The sequence below is a fragment of the Streptomyces sp. NBC_00631 genome, from assembly GCF_045206895.1.
Taxonomy (GTDB): domain Bacteria; phylum Actinomycetota; class Actinomycetes; order Streptomycetales; family Streptomycetaceae; genus Streptomyces.
The window spans coordinates 9,422,029-9,440,558 of record NZ_CP107734.1 but is presented as its reverse complement, the minus strand read 5'-3'; the positions used below and the strand labels follow the sequence as shown (position 1 = coordinate 9,440,558).

Genomic DNA, 18,530 nt, shown 5'->3' with positions numbered 1-18,530 from the left:
TTGGCGTCAGCCGGACACCAGCAGCTCTGTCCAGTCCTTCGCCACCCGCTCCAGCGAGAACCCCTCCCGCACCTGTTCGCGGGCCGCCGCCCCGGCGGACCGCCAGTCCTCGTGCTCGGCGAGTCCGGCGATGGCGTCGGCCATCGCCTCGGGGGTGTCGTGGATCCAGCGCCGGTCGTAGATCTCGTCCGCGCCGGGCCACGGCAGCAGCGCGGGTACGGCGCGGGAGGCCATGCCCTCGGCCGGGGAGAGGTGGAAGCTCTCGTCGTCGCTGGTGGACAGGACGTGCCCGACGCGGCGCAGCCAGTTGGGCACGTCGGGGCCGAACTGGTCGAAGACGACGGCCCCTTCGAGCAGCGGCGAGGTCTGCATGCGGCGCAGGATCGCGTCGTAGTGCTCGCGTTCCTCGGGCTTGTTCCAGATCCACCAGTACTCCCACGGCGGCTTGGACTTGACCGAGAGGTGCCAGCGGCGGTCGCGGGCGCGCAGGGCTTCGAGGACGTCGAGGCCGAGGTCGAGGCGTTTGCGGCTGGGCGCGATGCCGATCATGCCGAGCCGGTGGGCGGCACCGGGCGCCTTGGGCCGGTCGAGCTGGTCGACGTCGACCCAGTTGCCGATCGTGGTGATCTTCTCGGCGGGCCAGCCGGTGCGGTCCCGGGTGGCCCGGGCGTAGTACGGGCTCACGCACACCACCCGGTCGACGGCGTCGATGTCGACCTGGCGCGGGTATCCGGCGTCGAGTTCGAAGCGGTGCAGGCGCACGATCAGCCTGCTGCCGCGCCGCTTGTGGCGGCTGTACCAGATCGCCGCCGGACCGCACCACTCGACGACCACCACATCGGCCCAGTCGGCGAGTTCACGGCCGGCCGCCGCGTCGTGGCGGGCGAGCGCGGGCCAGGCGTCGATCCGGACGTCGAGACCGGGCAGCGCCCGGAGGTGGTCGAGGAGTCGGGTGAGGAACTTCAGGTCGTGGCCGGCGACGCCGACCCGCAGCGGGCGGGAGCGGGTGGCGACGGCGGCGGGCGCGGCGGGGAAGGCGCGGTCGAGGTGGCCGCGCCAGCGGGCCGCGGCGGCCTCCATGGTGTACTCCCGGGCGGCCGCCGCGCACCGGCCGGCGGCGAGCTGCCGGGCCTCGGCGTCGCGTACGGCGACACAGACGGCGTCCGCCGCGTCCGCGAGGGTGGCCCCGCCCGGTACGAACAGCGGGTAGTCGGCGCCGAGCAGTGCCTCGTGGGCGGGGGTGCGGTTGAGCACGACGGGCAGGCCGAGGGAGCCGAACTCCAGGACCTTGGTGGAGAGTTCGAGGCTTGCGTCGAGGGAGGCGTCGCGCCAGCCGAGGCCGAGGTCGCAGTCGGCGGCGAGGCGCATGGCCTCCTCGCGCGGCACGCCGCCGTGGTGGACGACGTCGGGGGTGGTGCGCAGCGCCTCGGCCATCGCGGTGTCGAAGCCGGGGTGGGCCGCGTCCTTGTGGATCTTGTCGCCCACGGCGTGCAGTTCGGTCCGGATGCCGCGTTCGGCGAGCAGCGCGGGCAGCCGGGTCATGGGCAGGGTGTTCCAGCGGGGCGCGAACTTGCCGGTGTAGACGAGCCGTACGGGATCGTGCAGGCCCTCGCGGGTCGGGACCGGGAAGCCGGGCTCGGGCACCGCGGGCGGGCTGAGCACGGACCGGCCGCAGGCCTCCGGCACCCAGGCCTCCAGGAAGCAGCGCAACTCCTCGGTCTGGCACAGCAGTTGCCGGGAGACGGTGGCGATGCGGGCGAGGTCGGCGCGGGCCTCCTCGGTCATCTCGGCCGGGGACTGCGGGATGTCCGTGAGATAGGCCCAGATCCGGCCGTCGAAGGCGCCGTCGCCGACGATCTGCTTCACCAGCCTGCGGCCGCGCAGCACCAGCAGGTCGCAGGGCTCCTCCGCGTCGAGCCGGGCGAGCAGCCGCGAGGCCTGGAAGGGCGAGAGGGGGCGCGGCCCCTGGCCGGGGACGAGGTGTTCCTCGTACGGCCGCACCACGGTGACGCCGGGCAGTCCGGCCAGCGGGTCGGTCAGCCGGCCGGTCTCGACCGGGGCCTTGAGGACGAGGCGGGTCCGGCAGCCCGCGCGGGACAGTGCCTGGACCGTCGACTGGGCCCAGACGGCGGAGCCGTCGATGAGGTTGAGATCCACGTCGCCGTAGACGAGCGCCCTGAGGGTGCGGGTCATGACGGTTCCTTTCCACGCACGGCGAACAGGCGGTGCCCGGCGCGCGACCAACTGTCCGGCGGGATGCCGGAGTCCAGGAGCGACCGGCGCACGAGCAGCGGACGCAGGGCCGGTACGAAGGCGTAGTCGTCGGCGGTCGGGGTGTGTCCCACCGCGTCGGCACCCGAGAACTCCTGGGCGCAGAGCAGGTCGAGGAGCAGGGTGTCCGGGCGGTCCTCGGACAGGTCCGTCCAGTCGGCGACCCAGGGGGCGGTGGGCGGTCCCGCGTGCACGGCGACCGAGGCGGCGGTGAGTTCGTCGAGGGCGAGGCCCGCCGGGTCGGCCACGATCACCTCGGCCGGCCGGTGCAGCTGGCCGAGCGCCTGGGCGACGAGCCGGGCCACGTCGGTGGCGTCCCGGGGCGCGGCCAGCACGGCGATCCGGCGTTCGGCGAGCGGGTCGGGGGCGCCGGTGAGCGCGGCGAGCCGGGCCAGCCGGACCCGGGTGCTGTCCTGCTGGAAGACGTCCCGGAGCCGGTCCCGGCCGTCGGTGACCGGGTCGAGGCGGAAGAGGGCCGTCCCGGTGTCACCGTCGAGGACGGCGTCCCAGGGCAGTGCGGACAGGCCCGGGGCTGACGACGCCGGGCCGTCCCGCCACAGCACCGCCGTCCGGCCCAGCCCCCTGGCCTGGGCGATCAGTTCGGCCAGTCGCCGGTCCAGGTCGGGGGCGAGCCCGGTGCCGGTGAGCGACCAGGGGCCGTCATCGGCGGCACAGGCGCCGAGCTGGACCAGGAAGACGTCCGGGTCGGTGCGCTCGATCAGCAGCCGCCCGTCGTGCGGCAGCACCCGGCTGACCACCGCGTCCGCCGCGAAGTCCTGGGCGGTGCCGTCGCGGAGCACGCCGGTGATCACCAGCCGGTCGCGGGGCGCCACGGACAGGGCGCGGTGGGAGAGGTGGAAGCGGTCGTCGGTCTGCGGCTCGGGCGCGGAAGCGGGGGCCACGGACAGGGCGCCGGACGGGCCGCCGCCTCTGACCTTCCGCTGCCGCCACAGCCCGTACAGCTCCCCCGGCAGCCGGACCGCGCGGCGCTTGGGCGACCGGGCCGCCGACACCAGCGCCTTGCCGACCCGCAGCGAGGTGGAGCCCTCCAGCATGGCCACCCGCGACTCCAGCACGCCGGTCCGGGCCTGGGCCCGGCGCAGCGCGGAGGAGAGCTGGTCCTTGTCCCGCAGGGCGGCGGCGAGCCGTTCGGCGAGGCCGTCCTCGCGGGCGGTCTCCAGGGCACGGGCGCTCTCCTCGGCGGCCCGCTCCAGGTCGATCAGGCGGGCCCGCTGGGAGCGGGAGACGAAGTCGGCGAGGACGTACTCGTCGGCGATCCGCAGGGCGGTGGCGAAGCCGTCGGCGGGCAGCGGGCGGCCGAACCAGTCGTGCGGCGGCAGGAGTTCCTCGGTGCACGCGAACACCGCGCCGGCGTGCAGGTGCGTGTAGCCGAGCGAGGCGGCGTGCAGCACCTGGCAGCGGTGTGCCACCAGGGCGTCGAGAAGCCGGTGGTAGGGCAGGTCGGTGCCGGGGTGGCCGAAGACGATCAGGCCGCGGCCGCCGGGCCGCATGCGTTCCAGTGCGGCGAGACAGTCCGCCTCGTCGCCGTGCAGGGCGAGGTCGGGGCCGTAGCAGAGGAGCATCAGCTCCCCTTCGCCGACGGGCTGTTCGTGGCGGGTCGGTTCGACGCCGGGCGGCAGGTGCAGATAGGGGCCGAGACGCAGCCCGCCGCTCGTCGCGTCCACGACGGAGGTCACGTCGTCCAGGTGCGGGTGGAGCAGATCGGTCAGGCGCATCAGCGGGTCCTTGTGAAGACATGGAAGCCGACCCGGTTCTCGCGGAAACCGTACGGCCGGAAGAGGGTGTGGCTCAGGCCCAGGGGTTCGAGTTCCTCCCGGTAGGCGGCGATCGGCCGGTGCAGGATGTAGTCGCCGCGCGGGACGGGGTCGTGGCTGTTCTCGTCGGTGACGATCAGCCGGCCGGTGATCCGGACGAGTGAGGCGAGGTTGCGCAGGCCGGCCGCCCACCGCGCGTCGTCCAGGACGTGGAAGAGGACGTCCACGCACATCACCACGTCGTAGAGCCAGGGGCTGCGCCACTCGTCGAGGGCGGCGACGCGGTAGCGGGGGCCGCCGCCCGCGGCCCGCGCGTGCAGGACGGCCTCCGCGCTGGCGTCGAAGGCGTCGACGTGGTGGCCGCAGCGGGCGAGGGAGCGGGCGAAGTGCCCCTTGCCGCAGCCGGCGTCGAGGACGAACAGCGGGGAGGCGGGGCTGGACAGGTCGCCCATCAGCGTGAGGAGCTGGCCGAGCCGGATCGCGTAGAAGATCTCGTTGCCGGGCCGGTCCAGGCCGATGTGGCCGCCGGACGCGAGATCGTCGCGTTCGCGGTGCCGGGTGTCCCAGTAGGTGAGGGGGGCGTCGGTGTACGTGCCGACAGGGGTGCGGACGGCGTCAGTCATGGCGCTCCAGCCACTCGGTGAGAACGCGGGCGATGCGGGGGCCGGCCTTGCCGTCCCACAGCGGCGGACCCTCGGGGTCGGCCACCGGCTGCCCGTCGAGGACCTTGCGCAGGGCCGGCACCAGTTCGCTGTGCCGGACCAGGCGGTTGGTGCCGTGGGTGACGGTGACCGGGCGTTCGGTCGTGGTGCGCAGCGTCAGGCAGGGCACACCCAGCACGGTGGTCTCCTCCTGGACGCCGCCCGAGTCGGTGATCACGGCGGCGGCCCCGCGGACCAGGCCCATGAACTCGACGTAGCCGAGCGGGTCGAGGAGGTGGATGCCGGGCGCGTCGGCGAGGCCGGCCTTGCGCAGCGCCTGACGGCCGCGCGGGTGCAGGGGCACGGCGAGGTCCAGGTGGCCGGCCGCCTCGGTGAGCGCGCGGGCGGCGGCCGCGGCGGCCTCGGGGTCGTCCACGTTGGCCGGGCGGTGCAGGGTGACCACGCCGTACCGTTCGGGCAGTGCGTGGGCGGCGCGGGCGGCGGCCGGGTCGAAATGCTCCATATGGGTGAGCAGGGTGTCGATCATCGGGTTGCCGACGAAGTGCACCCGGCCGGGGTCGACGCCCTCGCGGGCGAGGTGGCCGACGGCTTCCGGACTGGTGACGAACAGCAGCTCGGCCAGCTGGTCGACGAGCCGCCGGTTGACCTCCTCCGGCATCGCCATGTCGAAGCTGCGCAGCCCCGCCTCGACATGGGCCACCGGGATGCCCAGCTTGGCCGCGACCAGGGCCGCGGCCAGGGTGGAGTTCACGTCGCCGTAGACGACGACCAGGGCCGGGGCACGGGCGAGCAGCTCGCCCTCCAGGGCCACCAGCAGGTCGGCGGTCTGCCGGGCATGGCTGCCCGAGCCGACGCCGAGGTCGGTGTCCGGGGCGGGCAGACCCAGCTCCCGGAAGAAGATGTGCGACATCCGTTCGTCGTAGTGCTGACCGGTGTGCACCAGGACCTGGTCGTGCCCGGTCGCGCGCAGCGCGGCGACCACGGGCGCGGCCTTCACGAAGTTCGGCCTGGTCCCTACGACATGGAGTACACGGCCGTTCATGTCGTACGTTCTCCGCTCTGTCGGCCTACCTTGGCGACATGGCCCGACGTCCGTCCCGGCACCTGCCGCGTGGTGTTTCTCGGTTCCCCCGTGCAATCAGCTTGGCCGCATCCGTCGCCTGGGGCGAGTTGCGGCACGACCCCGCCCGGGCCGCGCTGCTCGGCGTCCGGCTGCTGCCGGGGCGGTTGCGGCGCGGGCTGCGACCCGTCGAGAGACGGCTCGCGGCCCGGGCCCGTACGGCCGGGCCCACCGCCTCCGCGTCCGCCGCCCGGGTACCGGCGCCTGCCGGGCGGCCGGTGCGGCCGGAGCCCGGCCGGGTGCTCCATCTGGTCACCAACGGACTTCCGTTCAAGCACGCCGGCTACACCGTGCGCACCCAGGCGCTCGCCGAGGCCCAGCGGGCCGCCGGGCTCGATCCGCATGTGGTGACCCGCATCGGGTTCCCGGTGGCGCAGGGCGTCCTGGACGCCCGCCCGTTGCAGATCGTGAACGGGGTGCCGCAGCACCGGCTGCTGCCCTACGGGCTGCCCTACGGCCAGGGCGCGGTGCTGGCCCGCAATGCCGAGCTGGCCGGGCGGCTGGTGGAGCGGCTGCGGCCGGCCGTGCTGCACGCGGCGACCGACCACGGCAACGGGCGGGTGGCGCTGGCCCTGCGGGAGGCCTACCGGTTGCCGGTCGTCTACGAGGTGCGGGGCTTCCTGGAGGAGACCTGGCTGACCCAGGCGGCCGGCCGCGGCCCGGCCGACGCGTCCTACCGTGCCCGGCGCGCTCTGGAGACGTACTGCATGCGCGGGGCCGATCTGGTGCTGACGCTGGGCGCGGCGATGAAGGCCGAGATCGTGGGCCGCGGGGTGCCCGAGGAGCGGGTCCTGATCGTGCCCAACGCGGTGGACGACGCCTTCCTCGCCGCGCCGCCGGACGGGGCGGAGCTGCGCGCCCGGCTCGGCATCGCGGCGGACGACTACGTGGTGGGCACCGTGAGCAGCCTTACTCCACACGAGGGAATCGGCACATTGCTCCATGCGGGTGCCGAACTGCGCCGCCGGGGTGTCCCGCTGCGGCTGCTGATCGTCGGTGACGGGCCGGAGCGCGGCAGGCTTGAGGCACTGGCCCGGCGGCTCGGCCTCGGCGCCGGCGTCGCCCTGTTCACCGGTCGTGTGCCGCACCACCAAGTGCGCGCCTACCACGCTGTTCTGGACGTCTTCGCGGTGCCGCGCACGGACGAACGGGTCTGCCATCTGGTCACTCCGCTCAAGCCGGTCGAAGCGATGGCGAGCGGTCTTCCCGTGGCGGCCAGTGATCTCCCGGCACTGCGAGAGCTGGTGAAGGACGGGGTGACCGGGCAGCTGATCCCTCCTGAATCTCCGCAGACTTGGGCAGAAGCTCTCGAAGTATTGCTTTACAGTCGAGATCGGCGGCATGAATGGGGAGCATCCGCCCACGCGCTGGTGGCGCGTGAACGCACCTGGAAAAGGGTCGCTGCCACGACCCGAGAGGCGTATCGCACTCTTGGATGTGTCTGAGGCCCCGTGCCCGGAACCGCTCACCGTCCGGGCTCTTCGGATCCATACGGCATCTGCCGTTGCTGCCGTCGAGGGCGGAGTGAATCCCTATGCAGGTCGAAAAGGCCGTACCGCTCGGGGAATCGAGCGCATCGCTCGGGGATGAGGAACAGACCGACAGTTTCGAACTGGCCGTCATCGGACTCGGCTACGTCGGGCTCCCGCTCGCGCGGGAGGCGTCGCTGGTCGGCCTGAGAGTGGCCGGGCTCGACCTCGACCCACGGGTCGTGGAGGGCCTCAACGCCGGCCACTCCCATGTCGACGACGTCTCCGACGAGGACGTCGCCCGGATGCGGGAGGCCGGGTTCACCGCGTACACCGACGACAAGTGGCTGGCCCGGGCGCAGACCGTCGTGATCTGCGTGCCGACCCCGCTCAGCGAGGACGGCGGCCCCGATCTGAGCGCGGTGACCTCCGCCGCGCGGGCGGTGGCGGGCCGGCTGCGCCCCGGACGGCTCGTCGTCCTGGAGTCGACCACCTATCCCGGCACCACCGAGGAGATCGTCAGACCGATCCTTGAGGAGTCGGGACTGCGGGCCGGCGAGGACTTCGCGCTGGCCTTCTCACCGGAGCGCATCGACCCCGGCAACACCACCCACGGGCTGCGCGAGACACCGAAGGTGGTCGGCGGCTGCACCCCGGCGTGCGCGGCGAAGGCCGCCGCCTTCTACGGCAAGCTCGTCGACACGGTCGTGCAGGCCAAGGGCACGCGCGAGGCCGAGATGGCCAAGCTCCTGGAGAACACCTACCGGCACGTCAACATCGCCCTGGTCAACGAACTGGCCATTCTCTGCCGCGAGTTGCAGGTCGACGTGTGGGACGCGATCCGCTGCGCGGGCACCAAGCCGTTCGGTTTCCAGCCCTTCAGGCCGAGCGCCGGGGTGGGCGGGCACTGCATCCCGATCGATCCCAACTACCTCTCCTACAAGGTGCGTTCGATCGGCTACGAGTTCCGGTTCGTGGAACTCGCCCGGGAGATCAACGCGCACATGCCGGAGTACGTGGTGCGGCGCGCCCAGGACCTGCTCAACCACGAGGGCCGCGCGCTGCACGGCTCCCGGGTGCTGCTCCTCGGCGTCACCTACAAGCCGGACGTCGCCGACCAGCGCGAGGCGCCGGCGGTGCCGGTGGCCCGGCTGCTGCGCGAGCGGGAGGCCGAGATCGCCTTCCACGACCCGTTCGTACCGGCCTGGTTCGTGGACGGGGAGGCCGTGCCGCGGGTCACCGACGTCATGGCCGCCGTGCGCTCGCACGACCTGACGATCCTGCTCCAGGACCACTCGGCGTACGACCTTCCGGCCCTCGGCGACGAGGCCCGCCTGCTCTTCGACACCCGAGGGCGGATCTTCCGGCCCGGCGTCGAGGTGCTGTAGCCGAACCCTGCCGATCTCTGCGGCACTCCCCTTCCGCGGCCCGGAGTCGAAGAGCTCCCGGGCCGCGGAGCCGAAAGGCGCTCAGATGCGGATACTCGTCGTCACCGTCGTCCACCACCCCGAGGACGCGCGCATCCTGCACCGGCAGATCACCGCCCTGCGGGACCGCGGGCACCACGTCGTCTACGCGGCGCCGTTCTCGGCCCGCGAGGTGCGGCCCCGCCCGGACCTCGAAGGCATCGACCTGCCCCGCGCGGCCGGCCGCAGCCGCCGCACGGCGGTGCGCGCGGCCCGGACCCTGCTGGCCGAACGCGGCCACGAGGCGGACGTGATCCTGCTCCACGACCCGGAACTGCTGCTGGCGCTTCCCGGCACCCTGCGCCGCTGGCGGCGGTCCGGCACCGGGCCGGTGGTCGTCTGGGACGTCCACGAGGACACCGCGGCCGCGCTCGCCATGAAACGCTGGGTGCCCTGGCCGCTGCGGTCACCGCTGCGGCTCGGCGTGCGCGCGGCCGAACGGCTGGCGGAACGCCATCTGCGGCTGCTGCTCGCCGAGGACGCCTACCAGGAGCGGTTCAGCCGCACCCATCCGGTGGTGCCGAACTTCACCACCGCCCCGACCCTGGCTCCCGAACCGCCGGACAGCGAACGCGTCGTCTACGTCGGTCACCTGTCGCGGGCGCGCGGCGCGCTGGACCTGATCGAGACGGCCCGGCACCTGGGACCCGGCCTGCGCGTCGAGGTGGCAGGCGCCGCCGACCCCGATGTCCGGGACGCGCTCACGGCGGCCGACCGGGACGGGGTCCTGCGCTGGCACGGCTTCCTGCCCAACGACCGCGCCCTCGCCCTGCTCCCCGGCGCCCTGGCCGGGCTGTCCCTCCTCCACGACCAGCCCAACTACCGCCGGTCACGGCCCACCAAGGTCGTCGAGTACATGGCCCACGGTGTCCCCGTCATCACCACGCCCACCCCGCTGGCCGCGGACATGGTCGAGCAGCACGGCTGCGGGCTCGTCGTCCCGTACGAGGATCCGTACGCGGCGGCGGCGGCGATACGGCGGCTGAGCACCGACGCGATCCTGCGCCACACCGCGGCCCAGCACGGCCGGGAGGCGGCTCTCACCCACTTCAACTGGCCGGACAGGGCGACCGAGTTCACGCGGTGGCTGGAGGCGTGGGTGCGCGAGGAGTCCGGGGCTGGGCGCGCGGATGACGCGGCTCGTACAAGGCGACCTCGCCTCCGCCCGGCAACCGGAAGGCCGTCACCCGGCCCCAGGCCGCGTCCTGGACGGGTCGGCTGAACTCGACTCCTCTGGCGGTGAGTTCGGCGATCGTGTCGTCCAGACCGTCGCACATCAGCATCAGTTCGTGCGACGGCTCGCCGTCGGCCGGATGGCAGGCCACCTCGGCCGGCGGCAGCCGGAAGATCAGCCAGCCATGGCCGACGTCGACGTGCGGCCAGTCCAGCACGTCCCGGAGGAAGGCCCGGTCCGCCTCGGCGTCGCGCGTGTAGATCACCACATGTGCCCCATTGATCACGCGCGGAGGCTAGCGGCCGAGGGGACGGGCGGCAAGCATCCGCCACTGCGCGTCCCGGTCCCGCCGCCGCCCCTGTCGTCAGGCGCGCGGAATGCCGTACGCCCGTTCCACGCGCAGCCGCAGTACCAGCCGCCGGTCGCGGACCATCGCGGCGCGGTAGTCGTCCCAGTCGGGGTGCTCGCCGCGGACGTCACGGTAGAGGCGGACGAGCTCCTCGACGGTCGCGTCGTACGGGTCCTCGGCGACCGGCGAGAGCTCCGCGGTGCCCTCGGCGACCGTGTAGGCCCAGCGGTCGGCGCTGGTCACGTGGTAGGAGGCGCGGGGGTCGCGGCGCAGGTTGCGGGTCTTGGCGCGGTCGTCGGTGATCGAGACGCGCACGGTCCGCTCGTCGGGGTGGTACGCGTGGTTGACATTGGAGAGCTGGGGGCGGCCGTCGCTCCTGAGGGTGACCAGCACCCCGTCGTGTCCTTCGGCAAGCAGCTTCAGAAGAGCGTCCTGGGTCATGTCCGGTGCAACCGTGCCCCGCGCGCCGAGCATTCCCGCCTCCGCTTCCCCGTCCCTCTCACCGGGCGACAGTGCGACCGCGCCGGGCGCACGGCTACGCACCGATGAACCGTCGCGGCCCGCCGCACGGCTACGGTCATCGGTCGCGGCGCCTCTTCTATAGCGTCCGTCACACCACACGTGGATGAGCGGGACCATTCCGCTCTTCCTGCGCGACGATGAGGTCCGAGGTCGGACCGCACCACGGACGACACGACCCAAGGAGAGCGATGGCACAGCTGCGACAGGAAGTCGACCCCGGTGAGGTCGGGCTGGACGTGAAGGCGCTGGACCGCCTCGACCAGCACTTCGCCCACTACGTCGACGAAGGGCGGCTGCCCGGTTACCTGGTGGCGGTGGCACGCGGCGGTCGGGTCGCCCACCTCACCGCACAGGGCCACCGCGACCGCGCGGCCGGACTGCCGGTCGAGGCGGACACCATCTGGCGGATCTACTCCATGACCAAGCCCGTCACCGCGGTCGCCGTCCTGCTGCTCGTCGAGGACGGGCTGCTGTCGCTGGACGACCCGGTCGACCGCCTCCTGCCGGAGTTCGCCGCCCCGCGGGTCCACGTGTCCGGTTCCGGCGACGGCATGGTGACGCGGCCGGCCGACGGCCCGATCCTGATCCGTCATCTGCTCACCCACACCGCCGGGCTGACCTTCGCCTTCTACCACGCGCACCCGGTGGACGCCCGGTACCGCGAGGCGGGCCTGGAGTTCTCGGTACCGGCCGGCGCGGACCTCGCCGAGACGATGGCGGTGTACGCCCGCATGCCCCTCCAGTTCGAGCCGGGCACCCAGTGGAACTACTCCGTCGGTTTCAACGTGCTCAGCCGCGTCATCGAGGTGGTCTCCGGGCAGCGACTGGACGAGTTCTTCGCCGAGCGGATCTTCCGGCCGCTCGGCATGCCCGACGCGGGTCTGTACATCGTGCCCGAACAGGCCGACCGGCTTTCGGAGTTGTACGGTGAGACGGAGGGCGGCGCCATCGAGGCCATCCCCGGCCTGCCGTTGCGCGGCCGCCCCCGCTTCCTCTCCGGCAGCGGCGGCCTCGCGGCGACGGCGTACGACTACCACCGCTTCATGGAGATGCTGCGCCGGGGCGGTGAACTGGACGGCGTCCGGCTGCTGTCCCCCGACTCGGTCGGGCTGCTCTCCAGCAACCACCTTCCCGGCGGGGCCGACCTGCGGGCCCACGGCGCCCCGGTCCACCGGGAACCCGGCAACGAAGGGCTCGGTTTCGGCCTCGGCGTCTCCGTGGTGATCGACCCGGAGCGCACCCTCTCGCCGAGCAGCCCCGGCGCCTACGGCTGGACCGGCGCGGCCACCACCGCGTTCTGGATCGACCCCGCCCACGACCTCACCGTGCAGTTCCACACCCAGGTGCGGCCGAAGACCCTGAAGGTCTTCCCGGAGCTGCGCCGGCTGGTCCACGAGGCGATCCTGAACTGAGTGAACCCGGGCGAGGCGGTCCCGCAGGAGGCGCCGGGTCACACCAGATTGGCCTCCGGGCGTGGGGCGTCGGCCGCGAACCGGCCGGCGCCGAGCGGGCGGACGTCCAGGAAGGGCGCCCGGCCCAGGTACAGGTCGCGGATCACCTCGCCGACCGCCGGAGCCTGGAGGAAGCCGTGGCCGGAGAACCCGGTCGCGTACAGGAACCGGGAGACCGAAGTCGCCTCGCCGATCAGGGCGTTGTGGTCGGGGGTGTTCTCGTACAGGCCCGCCCAGCCGCCGGTGCGCCGCAGGTCGGGCAGGGCCGGGGCCCGGCGTTCCATCGCCGCGTACAGGCGCGGGATCCAGCGGTCGTGGGTGTCGGTGGCGAACCCCGGCCGTTCGTCGGGGTCGGACATGCCGAGCAGCAGCCCCGGGCCCTCGGCGTGGAAGTACAGGCTGGTGGTGAAGTCGATCGTCATGGGAAGCGTCGGCGGCAGCCCCGGCACCGGTTCGGTCACCGCGATCTGGCGGCGCAGCGGCTGCACCGGTAAGTCGACGCCGGCCATCGCGCCCACCGCCCGCGACCAGGCGCCGGCCGCGCAGATCACCGTGTCGGTGGCGATCCGGCCGAGGGTGGTGTGCACGGCGGTGAGGTACGCGCCGTCCCGTTCGATGCCGGTGACCTCGGTGTGGCGCAGTACGCGGGCGCCGTGGGCGCGGGCGGCGGCCGCGTAGCCGTGCACGACGGACTCGGGCGTGCAGTGGCCGTCGTCCGGGGAGTACGCGGCGGCCAGCAGTCCGTCGGTGGCGATCAGCGGGGAGAGCCGGGCCGCCTCTTTCGGGGTGAGCATCCGGCTGGGCACGCCGAGGTGGTTCTGCAGCCGGACGCCCGCCTCGAAGGAGGCGACCTCCTCGGGGGTGGAGAGGAGGAAGAGGTAGCCGACGCGGTGCAGCCCGATGTCGTACCCGATCTCCTCGCCGAAGCGGGCGAAGGCCTCCAGACTGCGCGCGCCCAGCTGGATGTTGAGCTCGTCGGAGAACTGGGCGCGCACACCGCCCGCGGCCTTCGAGGTGGATCCGGCGGCCAGCTCGTCGCGTTCCAGGAGGACGATGTCGCGGACCCCCGCGCGCGCGAGGTGGTAGGCGATGCTGGTGCCGATCACGCCGCCGCCGATGATCACGACCTGGGCCCGAAGGTTCACGCGTGTACCTCCTGTCGGTCTCCCCCGATCCTTCCCATGGAGGCCGCCCGGTACCTCAGGACCAGTGCGCCACCGCGTCCAGGTGCGGCAGCACGTGGTCAAGGCGCTCGCGCTTCGTCCGCAGGTACGTGATGTTGTTCTCGCACGGCTCGATCAGCAGCGGGACCGTTTCAGCGACCTCGATGCCGTGGCGCACCAGGGACTCGCGCTTGCGCGGGTTGTTGGACATCAGACGTACCGAACGCACCCCGAGGTCGCGCAGGATGCCGGCGGCGACGCCGTAGTCGCGGGCGTCGACGGGCAGGCCGAGCGCGAGGTTGGCCTCGACGGTGTCCAGGCCCTCCGCCTGCAGGGCCATCGCGCGCAGCTTGGCGAGCAGTCCGATGCCGCGGCCCTCGTGTCCCCGCAGGTAGACGACGATGCCGCTGCCCGCGGCGACGACCGCGCGCAGCGCGGCGGCCAGCTGGTCGCCGCACTCGCAGTGCTGGGAGCCGAACGCGTCGCCCGTCAGGCACTCGGAGTGCAGCCGGGTCAGCACCCGGTCGCTGTCGATGTCCCCGTAGACCAGCGCCACTTGCTCGTCACCGCGGTCGTGGTCCAGGTAGCCGATCGCCTGGAATTTCCCATACACGGTGGGCAGCGGTGCATTGACGACGCGTTCCACGCCCGAACGCCGTGGGGACTTCGTGCCGAGTACGCCGATGTTTTCTGTCATGATCTGATTCCTAAGCAGAGACGAAAGGCCGTGAAAAGATGAGTGGTTCGGGCGCGCGTACGGCGGCATACGGCTTGTTGCCGACGGACACTACGGAAGAGGTACGGACCAGGGGGGCGGGCGTTTCAACACAGGTCGCCGTCCTTCCCGTGGGGAGCTTCGAACAGCACGGCCGCTACCTTCCGCTCGCGACGGACACCCTCGTCGCCTGCGCCGTCGCCCAGGAGATCGCCGCCGCGTATCCGGTGCACCTCCTTCCCCCGGTGACGGTCTCCTGCTCGCACGAGCACGCGGCCTGGCCGGGGACCGTCAGCATCTCCGCGGTGACACTGCACGCGGTGGTGAACGACATCGCCGCCTCGCTGCGCCGCTCGGGCGTCGAGGCGCTGGTCGTGGTCAACGGCCACGGCGGCAACTACGTGCTGGGCAACGTCGTGCAGGAGGCGTCCGCGCGGGGCGAGCGGCTGGCGCTGTACCCGGCCGTGGAGGACTGGGAGACGGCTCTCACCCGGGCCGGGGTGGAGACCTCGGCGCTCACCGACATGCATGCCGGAGAAATCGAGACCTCCATTCTGCTGCACGCTCATCCTGAATTGGTCCGCCCTGGTTACGAGTCCGCCGATTTCATCGCTGACGACCGTCGTCATCTCCTCACCCTGGGAATGTCCGCCTATACCGAGTCGGGCGTCATCGGCCGTCCTTCCCTGGGGTCGGCGGAAAAGGGGAAGGAACTCCTGTCGAGCCTCGCGGATTCCTTCGGCGCGATTTTCGAACTGCTCACCGCCGGGCGCGAGTAGCGCATGTCGGCATACCAGCGGACGACCAGGACCACCAGGCCGGGCAGGGCCGCCACGAAGCTGAGGACGCCGTAGACGACGGCGGTGGCGAACCCGCTGTCCGCGCCGAGGCCGGCCGCGGCGAACGCCCAGGCGGTGACCCCCTCCCGGGGGCCCCAGCCGCCGACGTTCAACGGCAGGCCCATGGCGACCAGGGCGAGGACGGCGATCGGGACGAGGACCGCCACCGAAGCGGCCGAGCCCGCGACCCGGGCGGCCACCACGAACATCCCGACGTGCGCGGCGAGGATGACCGCCGAGGACAGCGCGACGCCCGGCCCGTTCGCGCGCGACAGCAGCGCCCGGCGGGCCTCGCCGAGGGTGGCGCGCAGGGCGCCGCCCCGCTTGCCCGGGGACTTGTTCATACGGATCGCGATCACGATCGCGCACGCGCCGGTCAGGGCGGCCGCCGCCGGCGGCGCGAAGTTGCGCACCTCGTCGCGGACCGGCGAGGGCAGGATCAGCAGCGCGCCCGCGCCGAACACCGTCAACGCGATCTGCCCCGCGGCGCGTTCGAGGACGACCGCGCGGACTCCGCGTCCGATGTCGCCCTCGCTCTGCCCGTGCCTGACCGCCCGGTGCACGTCGCCGAGCACCCCGCCGGGCAGGGCCGCGTTCAGGAACAGCGCCCGGTAGTAGTCGCCGACGGCGGGTCCGAGGGGCAGCCTGAGACCGAGGCTGCGGGCCACCAACTGCCAGCGCCAGGCGCTCAGCACGGTCGTGGCCGCGCCGACCACCAGGCCGATGACCAGCGTCGGGGTGTCGATCCGGCGCAGTCCGTCGAGGAAGACGCCGGTGCCGAGCCGCCACAGCAGCACGACGATGATGGCGGCTCCCGCGAGGGTGCCCAGATGGGTTCGGACGGCGCGGAGGTTGAGCCGGCGGGGCACGGCGAGCGGGGCGACGGGCGCGGTCTCCCGGACCAGGGTCGGGGTGCTCATGCGGTGCCTCCGGTCGGCCGGGCGAGCGCCAGCAGGTCACTGTGGTGGACGACGGCCCGCAGTTCACCGGCCGCGTTGGCGGCGAGCCGCTCGGCCAGGTAGGCCTCGGCGCGCCCGGCCAGTTCGGGGCGCTCCTCGACGGCCGCCCCGACCCAGCCGCGCAGCCACTGCTCGGTGAGCGCCTTCTCGTCCGGGCCGAGCCGCCACGCGCTGGGGTGCACCTTCACGGTGGCGCCCCGGTCGGCGAACGCCTCGCAGGCGGCGGTGACCGCGTCCGGGCCGAGCAGTCCGCCGCGCCGCTGGTGGGCGTTGAACGCCTCGGCGATCTCCGTGTCCAGCGGGTGCGAGGGGGTCAGCTCGACCCGCCCGGCGACCGAGAGGGTGAGCAGCGCGGGACAGCCCGCGCCGGTGCAGGCCTCGGCGAGTATGTCGACCTCCTCCCGGGTGAGGACGTCGAGGAGCGCGGACGCGGTCACCAGGGAGGCGCCGACCAGCGCGTCCGGGGTGAGCCGGGCGACGTCTCCGCGCCGGGTCTCCACCGTGACCCGGCTGCCGTCGGCGGCCGCGCGGGGCGAGGCGACGGCGGCGAAGTGCAGCAGGTAGGGGTCGCGGTCGTGCAGGATCCAGTGCTGGGAGCCGTCCAGGCGGGGCGCGAGCCAGCGGCCCATCGAGCCGGTGCCGCAGCCCAGGTCGTGCACGACGATCCCGCCCGCCCTGCCGGGCAGGTTGGCCAGCCGGATCCGCAGCGGGTCCAGCAGGTCGTCGGCCCGGGCGGCCGCGTCCGCGCTCTCCCGCAGCTCCAGCCACTCGGGGGCGTACCGCGGCGGTTCCTCGGGCCCGGCCTCGCGCAGCCGTACGGTGGCCCGCTCGCCCGGACGGACGACGGGACCGGCCCCGGCGATCACCTCGGAAGGCATCTGTTCGCTCCCTCGTCCCACTCCTGCATCCGTCACATCGGTCGGCCCCGGCTGCGCGGGGATCGCGCCGGCCGGAGCAGTGGTCGTGGTCTCGCTGGTCATGCCGCCCTCCTGGGTTCGTCGGGGAGCCGCAGCAGGACTCCGGCCAGGCTGCGGGCGGTGGTCGCCCAGCCGTCGAGTGCCGCCCGGCGGCCGCGCGCGGCCGCCTTGAGACGGCGGCGTACGTCCGCCTCGCCGAACCAGCCGCGCAGTTCGACGGCGAGCGCGGCGGGGTCCTCCGGCGGCACGAGGATGCCGGGTACCCCGCCGTCGGGGGCCCGGCCGACCGCTTCCGGCAGGCCGCCGACGTCGGTGGCGAGCACCGGGATGCCGCGGGCGAGGGCCTCGGTGACCGCCATGCCGTAGGTCTCGGCGTAGGAGGTGAGGACCATCAGGTCGGCGGCCGCGTAGCTGGCGTCGAGGTCGGCGCCGGCGCGCGGGCCCGCGAGGTGCAGCCGGTCGGTCAGTCCGTGCTCCGCGATCAGCGACCGCAGATGGGCGACGTACTCGGGAGCCTGGTCGAGCCCGCCGACACAGGTGCAGGTCCACGGCAGGTCGCGGACCGCCGCGAGCGCCTCGACCAGCCGGTGCTGGCCCTTGCGCGGGGTGACGGCGGCGACGCACAGCAGGTGCGAGACGCCGTCGGTGCCTGCGGCCAGCGGGGCGATGTCGGCGCCCGGGGCGGCCACATGGACCCGTTCGGGGGCCAGGCCGTGGTGCGAGACCAGCCGGCGTACCGCCCAGTCGCTGGTCGCGATCACGGCGGGTACGGCGCGCAGCACCGCGCGCTCGCGGGCGTCCAGGTCGGCGGCCACGGCCGCGTCAAGGCCGGTCTCGTCACCGAGCGGCAGGTGGACGAGGACGGCGAGCCGCAGCCGCTCCGTCTCCGGTACGACGATCTCCGGGACGCCGCAGGCGACCAGACCGTCGAGGAGGACGGCCGCCCCGTCGGGCAGTTCCCGCAGAGTGCGGGCGAGGGCGTCACGGGCGGCCTGCTCGGGGCGCGGCCAGGAGCCGTCCACGACGTGCCGGGTGACCTGCCAGCCGAAGCCGGGCAGGTCCAGGCAGACCCGCCGGTCGTAGGCGTTGCCGCCGCTCGGCTGGGCCGGGTCGTCGACACCGCCCGGCATGACGAAGTGCACGGTGCGCAGGGACATGGGGAGGATCCCGATGTTCGCGGGGGCGTTGCTGTCGGTGGTGGCCGCGCGCTGCGCGGGCACGTAGGTGAGGGCCGGCGGGCGGCCGATGGCCATGTCGGTCACAGGGCACGCTCGTAACTCGCCCAGGCGACGTGCGACTCGTGGAGGGTGACGGTCAGTCCGGCGAGGCCCCGGGCGCCCTCGCCCAGCGCGCCCTTCTCGATGCGCTCGGCGAGCCGGTCCGCGACGACCTTCGCGAGGAACTCCGTGGAGGTGTTGATCCCGGCGAAGTCGGGCTCGTTGTCCAGGTTGCGATAGTTCAGCTCGCTGACCACGGCACCGAGTTCCTGGGTGGCAAGACCGATGTCGACGACGATGTTGTCGTCGTCCAGCTGCTCGCGGCGGAAGGTGGCGTCCACGAGGAACGTGGCGCCGTGAAGTCGTTGCGCGGGTCCGAACACCTCGCCGCGGAAACTGTGGGCGATCATGATGTGATCGCGGACGGTGATGCTGAACAACGGACGACCCTCCAGGTGCGG

The 18,530-nt window shown here is 73.3% G+C and carries 15 protein-coding genes and 2 pseudogenes; 5 read left to right on the top strand and 12 right to left on the bottom strand.

Features of this window, described 5'->3' with window-relative positions:
- Nucleotides 1-6 precede the first annotated feature (6 nt).
- From OHB00_RS42795 to wecB, 4 genes are read right to left on the bottom strand one after another with little or no spacing between them, the layout of a single operon-like run.
- Nucleotides 7-2,193, bottom strand: a complete 2,187-nt coding sequence (locus OHB00_RS42795) for a glycosyltransferase (protein WP_406443254.1) — start codon at nucleotides 2,191-2,193, stop codon at nucleotides 7-9.
- Complete coding sequence (locus OHB00_RS42790; protein ID WP_406443253.1) at nucleotides 2,190-4,007, bottom strand: hypothetical protein; 1,818 nt, start codon at nucleotides 4,005-4,007, stop codon at nucleotides 2,190-2,192. Before OHB00_RS42790 ends, OHB00_RS42795 begins: the two co-directional genes overlap by 4 nt.
- On the bottom strand, nucleotides 4,007-4,669 hold the full coding sequence (locus OHB00_RS42785) for a class I SAM-dependent methyltransferase (RefSeq protein WP_406443251.1): 663 nt from the start codon (nucleotides 4,667-4,669) through the stop codon (nucleotides 4,007-4,009). The genes OHB00_RS42790 and OHB00_RS42785 overlap by 1 nt, the downstream gene beginning before the upstream one ends.
- Entirely contained in the window at nucleotides 4,662-5,750 is a 1,089-nt protein-coding gene (wecB, locus tag OHB00_RS42780; protein WP_406443249.1) for a non-hydrolyzing UDP-N-acetylglucosamine 2-epimerase, read from the bottom strand. The genes OHB00_RS42785 and wecB overlap by 8 nt, the downstream gene beginning before the upstream one ends.
- Nucleotides 5,751-5,851: 101 nt before the next feature.
- Between wecB and OHB00_RS42775 the strand changes: the two genes are divergently transcribed.
- The 3 genes from OHB00_RS42775 to OHB00_RS42765 all read left to right on the top strand — a co-directional run bounded on the left by OHB00_RS42775 (nucleotide 5,852) and on the right by OHB00_RS42765 (nucleotide 9,985).
- Nucleotides 5,852-7,273: a glycosyltransferase family 4 protein gene (locus OHB00_RS42775; protein WP_406443247.1), complete on the top strand. Its 1,422-nt coding sequence runs from the start codon at nucleotides 5,852-5,854 to the stop codon at nucleotides 7,271-7,273.
- An 89-nt stretch (nucleotides 7,274-7,362) separates the two neighbouring features.
- Nucleotides 7,363-8,685, top strand: coding sequence for a nucleotide sugar dehydrogenase (locus tag OHB00_RS42770; RefSeq protein ID WP_406443245.1), 1,323 nt, complete (start codon nucleotides 7,363-7,365; stop codon nucleotides 8,683-8,685).
- A gap of 85 nt (nucleotides 8,686-8,770) precedes the next feature.
- The gene (locus OHB00_RS42765; RefSeq protein ID WP_406443243.1) at nucleotides 8,771-9,985 is read left to right on the top strand and encodes a glycosyltransferase; all 1,215 of its coding nucleotides are present in this window, start codon (nucleotides 8,771-8,773) and stop codon (nucleotides 9,983-9,985) included.
- Here OHB00_RS42765 and OHB00_RS42760 read toward each other — a convergent pair.
- Together OHB00_RS42760 and OHB00_RS42755 are read right to left on the bottom strand one after the other, a co-directional pair.
- Nucleotides 9,984-10,154: pseudogene (locus OHB00_RS42760) on the bottom strand (extradiol dioxygenase); the annotation flags it as partial. The gene OHB00_RS42765 and the pseudogene OHB00_RS42760 overlap by 2 nt on opposite strands.
- Nucleotides 10,155-10,301: 147 nt before the next feature.
- Nucleotides 10,302-10,727 carry a PPOX class F420-dependent oxidoreductase gene (locus tag OHB00_RS42755; protein ID WP_406443241.1) on the bottom strand — a complete coding sequence of 142 codons (426 nt, stop codon included), beginning with the start codon at nucleotides 10,725-10,727 and terminating at the stop codon, nucleotides 10,302-10,304.
- 269 nt (nucleotides 10,728-10,996) lie between these two features.
- Here OHB00_RS42755 and OHB00_RS42750 point away from each other — a divergent pair, with 269 nt between their 5' ends.
- Nucleotides 10,997-12,220 (top strand): serine hydrolase domain-containing protein, encoded by a 1,224-nt coding sequence (locus tag OHB00_RS42750; protein WP_406443239.1) that lies wholly within the window; start codon nucleotides 10,997-10,999, stop codon nucleotides 12,218-12,220.
- 38 nt (nucleotides 12,221-12,258) lie between these two features.
- Here the strand turns inward: OHB00_RS42750 and OHB00_RS42745 are convergent, their stop codons facing one another.
- Both OHB00_RS42745 and ribA read right to left on the bottom strand, forming a co-directional pair.
- On the bottom strand, nucleotides 12,259-13,404 hold the full coding sequence (locus tag OHB00_RS42745) for an NAD(P)/FAD-dependent oxidoreductase (protein WP_406443237.1): 1,146 nt from the start codon (nucleotides 13,402-13,404) through the stop codon (nucleotides 12,259-12,261).
- Between the two features lie 55 nt (nucleotides 13,405-13,459).
- On the bottom strand, nucleotides 13,460-14,119 hold the full coding sequence (gene ribA / locus OHB00_RS42740; protein WP_406443235.1) for a GTP cyclohydrolase II: 660 nt from the start codon (nucleotides 14,117-14,119) through the stop codon (nucleotides 13,460-13,462).
- Nucleotides 14,120-14,157: 38 nt separating this feature from the next.
- Between ribA and OHB00_RS42735 the strand changes: the two genes are divergently transcribed.
- Nucleotides 14,158-14,916: a creatininase family protein gene (locus tag OHB00_RS42735; RefSeq protein ID WP_406443233.1), complete on the top strand. Its 759-nt coding sequence runs from the start codon at nucleotides 14,158-14,160 to the stop codon at nucleotides 14,914-14,916.
- A gap of 98 nt (nucleotides 14,917-15,014) precedes the next feature.
- Here OHB00_RS42735 and OHB00_RS42730 read toward each other — a convergent pair.
- From OHB00_RS42730 to OHB00_RS42715, 4 genes and pseudogenes are all read right to left on the bottom strand, one after another.
- A pseudogene (locus OHB00_RS42730) lies at nucleotides 15,015-15,896 on the bottom strand (YbhN family protein); the annotation flags it as partial.
- Nucleotides 15,893-16,915 carry a trans-aconitate methyltransferase gene (locus OHB00_RS42725; protein ID WP_406443231.1) on the bottom strand — a complete coding sequence of 341 codons (1,023 nt, stop codon included), beginning with the start codon at nucleotides 16,913-16,915 and terminating at the stop codon, nucleotides 15,893-15,895. The gene OHB00_RS42725 and the pseudogene OHB00_RS42730, both read right to left, overlap by 4 nt.
- Complete coding sequence (locus OHB00_RS42720) at nucleotides 16,912-18,105, bottom strand: glycosyltransferase family 4 protein (RefSeq protein WP_406446219.1); 1,194 nt, start codon at nucleotides 18,103-18,105, stop codon at nucleotides 16,912-16,914. Before OHB00_RS42720 ends, OHB00_RS42725 begins: the two co-directional genes overlap by 4 nt.
- 5 nt (nucleotides 18,106-18,110) lie before the next feature.
- Complete coding sequence (locus OHB00_RS42715; protein ID WP_391368963.1) at nucleotides 18,111-18,509, bottom strand: 6-carboxytetrahydropterin synthase; 399 nt, start codon at nucleotides 18,507-18,509, stop codon at nucleotides 18,111-18,113.
- Nucleotides 18,510-18,530 lie beyond the last annotated feature (21 nt).